The organism is Stenotrophomonas sp. STEN038 (genome assembly GCF_056759895.1).
Map to the genome: position 1 here is coordinate 1 of NZ_JBRRDW010000097.1, position 6,833 is coordinate 6,833.

The following is a 6,833-nucleotide window of genomic DNA, read 5'->3' on the forward strand; positions in this document are numbered from 1 at the left end:
TTTTACAATCCAACACGCCGCCACAGCCATCTAGGCGGGGTCAGTCCTGACGAGTTCGAGGCAGCGCATCGCCACCCTCGGTCAGGTGTCCACTAAATCCTGGGAACTCCACTCCCGAGTTTCGCGCGCAAAGGAGTCCTATGGACACACTGCTGACACCTATACTGATTGCAGGCATCTCTGGCGGGGTGGCAGTGCTTCTTCTGGCACTTTTGCTTCCCCGCAAGTCGTGTCCAAAGTGCGAAGCGCCTTTGCCAAGGTTCCGAAAGCCATCCAGCATGCGTGAAGCCCTGTTGGGAGGCTGGTGCTGCCCGACGTGCGGCGAGAGAGTTGCACGTAATGGGTCGCCTAGTCCCAAGAACATTCGATGACAGGTTCGCCCGCGGCCTGACCTTTCGTTGAAGTCGACCCGCTTCATGGCTCGGTCCAGCCCAAGAGTTACGCGTCATGAAGCGCTCCATCGTACTCATCGCTGCTCTTCTCACAAGCCCAGCGCTTGCTGATACGCCACTGCCTGCGCAAAAAAGATTCACAACCTGCTTCGCTACCCGAAAGCTCTGCGCCACGTCCGACCCGGTGAGCAACACAACGCTTGTGCTTGTGCAGGTCTCAGGACAGGACTCCTGGCAGATAGCCGGATGGCATCGCTGGCTGTTCCTCTCAGATGCAGGAGAGTCAGTGGTCGTTGGCTACAGCGGCATGAACCTCGTTCCGGTAGAGGTGACGCTGGACGAACCCGTTCTGTTCTTCTACAACCGCAACCGACTTGTTCGCACCATCAAGCTTGACCAGCTCTACCGACACAAGTCGCAACTCCTGCGCACCGTGTCCCACCTTGCCTGGGTGCACAACGTCGGCTTCAACAGCACCAACCAGTTCGTGGTGGAACTGGTCAATGGGAACAAGCTTGCGTTCAATCCCGGAACCGGTGCCCGCGAGCCTATTCGGCCGGATGGGTCGTAGTGCGTCCTTCAAGCTGACGCTCCTTGCCGCCACATCGCTCCAGGGTCCGCCGACAATATTGTCCCGCCTGTCCATTCTTCTTTCGCAACAAGGTCGACTGGCTGCCCAGCGGCTCCGGGCACCAGGCGACGCCAGGGTTAGCCCTGGGCCTTATGTCTCACTACACTGCCGCGATCCTTGCATCGCGCTCTGCCTGCGACGCTCGGCAAGCCTTCCCCGGTGAACTCCTCCCTGCCGCGTGGCATCATCGGCACGTGCCAGATTGCCCAAGCAGAGCAGTGCTGGCCGTGCACTCGGCTGGTAACCAACACCGCTGGATAGGAATTGGACAATCAAGGAGAGACAATGTCAGCAGCCCTGGAACGAGAAAAACTGGCGCGTGATGCAATCGAGCAGGCTTTCGGTACCGAGGCCGGAGAGGACAGCGTCACTCTTTTCATTGAGCATCACCTGGCTGAGCTCCCTGGAACCTATTGGCAGCAACACCTCAAGTCAGAGACTCCCAAGGCATCTTCCGTGCTTGGCGTTCTGGTACTTCGCTCATCCTGGGGTGAAGATGACATTGAGAACTTCAACTTTACGCTCCCCGATAACGTTACCAATTACGTCATTTCCGTGCATTTCGATGAGAGCGGTAACATCGATGGCATCTCGATGGAGAGTTGATCAACAGTTCTTCCCGAACAGTTCATCCAGGCCGAACCCGATATGCGGTTCGGCGTCCTTATGGAGTCAGGTGTTTGCATGATTGATATCGCAAGTCTGGAAACCATGTTCTCGAACATCCAGAAATCAACGGACTGGAACATCGATGGCCCCATGCTTTGGGGCTACTTCTTCACTGACGCCTCGGCCGACAAGCTGCGCGCACTCGCCAGCGAGCTTGATCAGCAAGGCTATCGCTTTGTTGAAATGTTCATTCCAGAGCTCGACGAAGGCGAGGAGGAATACTATTTCCTACACGTGGAAAAGCTGGAACCACACTCAGTCCTCTCGCTGCACCAAAGAAATCAAGAGCTCTATGCGCTTGCTGACAAGTTCGGCGTTGATACTTATGACGGCATGGATGTTGGGCCGGCAACGACCTGACAGTGGATACAGGCCCGATACCGTTCCACTGTCTATGCCGAGGCATGCTCTAAAGGAAAGTAAATATCACCGAGTTCTCCCGCATGGCTACCATGCAGAAAATTTTCCCTTGTACTTCTCCTTGTTTTTTGCGGCCATCAATCTCGTAGATTTCGTCTTCTACGGACAAAGCCTTCGCAACCTTCTTGGATCAGCTGGTTTCGCCCTTATGGCGTATGGATGGCACAAGCATATTCGCCCCATATCAATTGCGGGAACAGTACTCGCGCTGGGCGCAATCCTTGCCAAATACTTGGCATAGTGCCAATGCGGCGTTCAGATCGAATTCCGCCCTCCCCAGCAACCTACCGGACTACAGCTCTTCTTTTTTCTTCGGCGAGACGTATATGGATTGCGACCAGAGGGAAGGAGCTTTTGTTTCCGGTCATCCCCATGGAGAGTTGCTGACCATGCATCCTGACGAACCGCTCCGGTACCCATCTCACTATCCACCCACTGGCCGCTGGAAGCGCTTTTTCATAGGGGTGAGATGGGTAGGTCCCGACCTGTCGTTCTTCAAGATTCTTCGCTCCAACCAGGCATCTCGCACCTCGAGCTCCATGGATGCCTGGGGTAGCGGAGATCGCCAAGCGCTGGCCGGGGCTGTTAGCGCTGCTCTTTCCCGGCATTGCCGGTGGCCAACGCCCTACTTTCTTCCGGGAGATTCGCTGTTGGTCATTGCAGGCGGCCCCAGGTTCGCGGCGGTCGATGACGCGGATACAAAAGACGCAATCGGAGCCTTGGAGGAGATCGCGGACGTAAAGTTGGGGGCCGCCTTCTGGGAAGCCTTTGGACCCAGCACCGTTGGTACGTTGGTGGATCACCTGCTGACGGCAGCCGGTCCAGGCAGTACATTCAAGCCGCACTTGCTTCGAGAGCCAGCTCAACTCAAAGGCCAGGTCACCAAATGAAAATCCTGCATGCGCTCGCAATCCTTTTGTTTCTTGCCGCACTATGTCTTTACGTTGTTTCATCCAGCACGGGCGCATGGCTACTGGGCGGCATTGGCATAGCGCTGGAGATCACTGCGTGGGTTATCGCACTGAAATCCAAAGGACAAACTACGCCCGATAGCGGTGCCAGTTGATAGCTTCTTCCCTGCCATCAATGGCTGGGCAACCAATGCGTGCAGTACCGTTCCTTCCGCCTCGCAGTCCATTCAAGCCAGATTGGCTTCGCGGGCCGGCTCACTCCATAGCTGGAATTCATGCTCAAGAAAATTCTGATCGTAGCCATTGTACTGGTACTGGCCTTGGCCCAAGGTTACTTCATCCATGCCGCACAACACGGCGCCATTGAGGCGTTCACTGGCGCATGGAGCAGCTTCAATGTCACTCAATCAAACTATTCACAGTTTGTATTCCGCACTATCAAATGGTGGTGGACGTTGCCCGCAATCTGCCTGCTTCTTGTCGGCTTCGCTACGTGGAGGCCTACGGTTTCCCGTGTCATCCTCACACTGTCTTTCAGCCTCATCGGCACCATCGCCTTGTATTGGTCTGCGTACGCACCTTCGCTGTTCATCCAGCTATGAGGCCTGACAGCTCACTCCACCCGATTCCGCTTCGCAGCGCGGCATCCTTCGGGAGCTGGCGGCCATGATGCGCTTCATCGTGCTCCTTGTCCTGCTTGCGTCCTTCGGTGCCTCGGTCGGAGTGCCCGTTTTCCAGGACGCCACACTCCTGCCAGTCCAAAGCGGTGCCAATGAAAGTCTCTCGGAGTACGACGGTGCAAGGAGGAGCCAACTGCAACGCACTTCTTCAGCGCGTGACATTGGTGCCGGCAGGTCACATACGCAGAGCCCCGCTCGCGGGCTGATGTAACTCAGGATGGCGCTGATGTCCGTGTTTTCAGGAAAAATGCGAGCGGTGATTGTTGGTGTAGCGGCACTATTGCTAATCGGAAAGCTCTGGACGGAATCGTTCTACATGCGAATCATCCCCGCGGAGATTGGCATCAGCTATCCACTCGCACGCGGAGGCGTATCGGGCTTCCGAGAGGGCTGCGGAGCTGCGGTGTACCGGATCGACCCGGGAACTGCCCAGGGCATCGCGCAGCATGGGCTCAACTACTTTCCCGCAACCAGCCACTCGCGAAAATCGGCTGATCCGTATCACACGTTTGACTCGTGGCGCCCCACTCCGGATGCCGCCCTCATCAATGACGATCAGACCTTGCTGTCGCCGGGCCTGGAATGCGCTGAGCTTGATATGCATCTGCAAGAACAGATCGAGACTGCTTCGCGTACTACCGGATCCTTCTATACTCAAGGGCCTGAAAAGGTGCTCATCGTCATACCAGAACTGCAGCTTGTCGTGCTTTCGTACAACGGATAGGTCCCTTTGGTTCATGTAAACCGCATGCCTCACTGACCTACGGCTAGCCAGTCCGAGGGGACGACACCCTAGTTTCACCACCCGGCGTGCCCTCCTGCAGCATTCTGAGCATCGGTCCGATGAGACGTTGGCCAACTTCCCCTCGATGCCAGCCATCACCACCTTGATCACCCTTGGAGATCCAGCATGAAACGCGTAACCGGCATTGGCGGCATCTTCTTCAAGTCGAACGATCCAAAGGCGCTTTCCAGCTGGTATCGCGAGCACCTCGGCCTGGATGTCAGCGATTGGGGCGGGGCGGTGTTTCAGTGGGGCGGCGCTGACAGCCCGGCAGGCGCGACGATCTGGAGCCCATTTGCTGCGGACACAGGCTATATGGCGCCTTCCACTGCGCCCTTCATGATCAATTTCCGCGTGGACAACCTGGATGCATTGCTCGCGGCACTGCGCAGCGAGGGCTGCAATGTCGTGGGTGAACCGCAGCATTCCGAGCAGGGGAAGTTCGGCTGGGTCATGGATCCTGAAGGCAACAAGGTCGAGCTGTGGGAGCCGCCCGCCGGGCAGTAGGCAACAGCATCGTCGATTGCTTGCATGCATGGCCGACATGACGACCACGATTCGCTGACGCCCGGATCTTCTCCGCGCTGACTGCCAGCTGCCGCGAACCTTGGCGGCTCTTCTTTCGAGCGTGTCTTGCTGCCCAGATAGGGCCAACGTACTGCGGCACACAACCCGCCGGCCCGCTGTTCCAACCGGATGGGCCACTGCAGCGGCGCGTCTTTTCGCGCCGCCCATCATTCAATGCACGCTTACATGCTGCGCCTACGCCATCTCATGCCCAGTGGTAACAAGGCGATATGGCAAAACCCTCGTATGCTCTCAACTCCAAGGACGGTGGCGTTGATTTCGGGTTTCATCGCGGCGGGGCGCAGCACTCTTCATCGCTGCAGCTCTTCTGCGTCGCCTCGATCATTGCACTCGCTCCAGTTGAGAAGGCTACAGGAGAGTGTCATGCACGACGGGCGCCGCCCCCGCAAAACCGGATACGCAGACTTCGGGCATTTCGATACACGAGAAAAATGCGAAGCAGCGGTGCGACGACGTGAGCTGGCTATCCTGCATTTGATCCCGGAAGAGCTCGGTGGTGGTTGTGATGTGGGCAACATGGTTTTTGTGCCCATATGGGTTGCGGAGCAGAAGCGCAGGATCGACAACACCACGGTGCTGCCACTGATACGTGCAGGCAAGCTGAGCCGCTACGCGGCCATGCCCATCTACCGAGGCAGAAGCTTCATCCCTGCGGAGATCGCGATACATGCGCATGACCCGGCAGGCTTCGCGACTACGATCGACATCTGGTAGTCGTACTACCGCCGCAGCGACCGGCTGAGTCGCTTGGGAGCGGCCAGCAAAGCGACGCAGGCGCTTTCGCGTTGTCCGATGATCAGCTCTCACACGGACGGCTGCACATCTCATGCAGCTTCTGGATGCGGCGATCATCGCAGGACTGGCCTGATCGCCGCATCCAGGCAGGTGAAACCGCGTCTTTCGACTTCAAATGCGGTGCCACTCTCGACAAGGACGTGGGAGTGGCACCGCACCCGATACCGATAACTACAAACGTGCGTCCGAACCGGCGCTTGTCGCCTATCGTGGCCCCATCATTGGCCAGGCACCATTTGCCGCGTGGCGACGCTGGCTACGCGTAGTCATCACAGCTCAATCCACTTGTCGCCACTGCCCCGGCTGGAGTTCACCCAGGGCGTACGGCCCCATCACCGCCCGCACCAGCCGCAGCGTCGGCAAGCCTACCGCAGCGGTCATGCGCCGGACTTGGCGGTTGCGACCTTCGCGCAGGGTGATTGCCAGCCAGCTGTCCGGCACGGTCTTGCGGAACCGTACGGGCGGGTTCCGCGCCCATAGGCTGGGGGCTGCAGCCAGCAGCTCAACGCGCGCAGGCAGGGTTGGTCCATCGTTGAGCTGCACGCCATCACGCAGCGCCTGCAGCTTCTCTTCGGTTGGCACGCCTTCAACCTGCACCCAATACGTTTTTGGTTGCTTGTGGCGTGGGTCAGTCAGGCGATGGGCGAGGTTGCCATCATCGGTAAGCAGCAGCAGGCCTTCGCTGTCGTAGTCCAGGCGACCCGCCGCATACACGTTCGGCGGCAGACCGAAACCGGCCAGGGTCGCACGCGGCGGTTGGCTGCGGTCCGTGAACTGGCACAGCACGTTGAACGGTTTATTGAAGGCGATAAGCATGTAATACGGGTATTCGGGAAGTAGGTTGAAGATGCATTGCTGGCTGCGGGCGCCCGGATTACCGCGCGCGGCCCGTTTTGTTGCCTGGGGGGCCCCCCCCGGGGCGCCCCAATTTGAACCACCCCCCCCACACCCCCCAAAAGACCC

General features: G+C 58.3%; 10 protein-coding genes. 9 read left to right on the forward strand and 1 reads right to left on the reverse strand.

Annotated elements, in window-relative coordinates:
• Nucleotides 1-447: 447 nt before the first annotated feature.
• From ACVOLS_RS21065 to ACVOLS_RS21105, 9 genes are all read left to right on the forward strand, one after another.
• Entirely contained in the window at nt 448-963 is a 516-nt protein-coding gene (locus ACVOLS_RS21065; protein ID WP_481547243.1) for a hypothetical protein, read from the forward strand.
• A 345-nt stretch (nt 964-1,308) separates the two neighbouring features.
• Nucleotides 1,309-1,629 (forward strand): DUF2004 domain-containing protein, encoded by a 321-nt coding sequence (locus ACVOLS_RS21070; RefSeq protein WP_481547244.1) that lies wholly within the window; start codon nt 1,309-1,311, stop codon nt 1,627-1,629.
• Between the two features lie 81 nt (nt 1,630-1,710).
• Entirely contained in the window at nt 1,711-2,052 is a 342-nt protein-coding gene (locus ACVOLS_RS21075; protein ID WP_481547252.1) for a ribonuclease E inhibitor RraB, read from the forward strand.
• Between the two features lie 185 nt (nt 2,053-2,237).
• On the forward strand, nt 2,238-3,002 hold the full coding sequence (locus ACVOLS_RS21080; RefSeq protein WP_481547245.1) for a hypothetical protein: 765 nt from the start codon (nt 2,238-2,240) through the stop codon (nt 3,000-3,002).
• A complete protein-coding gene (locus ACVOLS_RS21085) occupies nt 2,999-3,178 on the forward strand; it encodes a hypothetical protein (RefSeq protein ID WP_481547246.1) in 180 nt (59 codons plus the stop codon). Before ACVOLS_RS21080 ends, ACVOLS_RS21085 begins: the two co-directional genes overlap by 4 nt.
• Nucleotides 3,179-3,298: 120 nt before the next feature.
• Entirely contained in the window at nt 3,299-3,625 is a 327-nt protein-coding gene (locus ACVOLS_RS21090; protein WP_481547247.1) for a hypothetical protein, read from the forward strand.
• Nucleotides 3,626-3,920: 295 nt separating this feature from the next.
• Nucleotides 3,921-4,427 carry a hypothetical protein gene (locus ACVOLS_RS21095; protein ID WP_481547248.1) on the forward strand — a complete coding sequence of 169 codons (507 nt, stop codon included), beginning with the start codon at nt 3,921-3,923 and terminating at the stop codon, nt 4,425-4,427.
• A 186-nt stretch (nt 4,428-4,613) separates the two neighbouring features.
• Nucleotides 4,614-4,994, forward strand: coding sequence for a VOC family protein (locus ACVOLS_RS21100; protein WP_481547249.1), 381 nt, complete (start codon nt 4,614-4,616; stop codon nt 4,992-4,994).
• A 444-nt stretch (nt 4,995-5,438) separates the two neighbouring features.
• On the forward strand, nt 5,439-5,789 hold the full coding sequence (locus tag ACVOLS_RS21105) for a hypothetical protein (RefSeq protein ID WP_481547250.1): 351 nt from the start codon (nt 5,439-5,441) through the stop codon (nt 5,787-5,789).
• A gap of 357 nt (nt 5,790-6,146) precedes the next feature.
• Here the strand turns inward: ACVOLS_RS21105 and ACVOLS_RS21110 are convergent, their stop codons facing one another.
• Nucleotides 6,147-6,686 (reverse strand): pseudouridine synthase, encoded by a 540-nt coding sequence (locus ACVOLS_RS21110; RefSeq protein WP_481547251.1) that lies wholly within the window; start codon nt 6,684-6,686, stop codon nt 6,147-6,149.
• Nucleotides 6,687-6,833 lie beyond the last annotated feature (147 nt).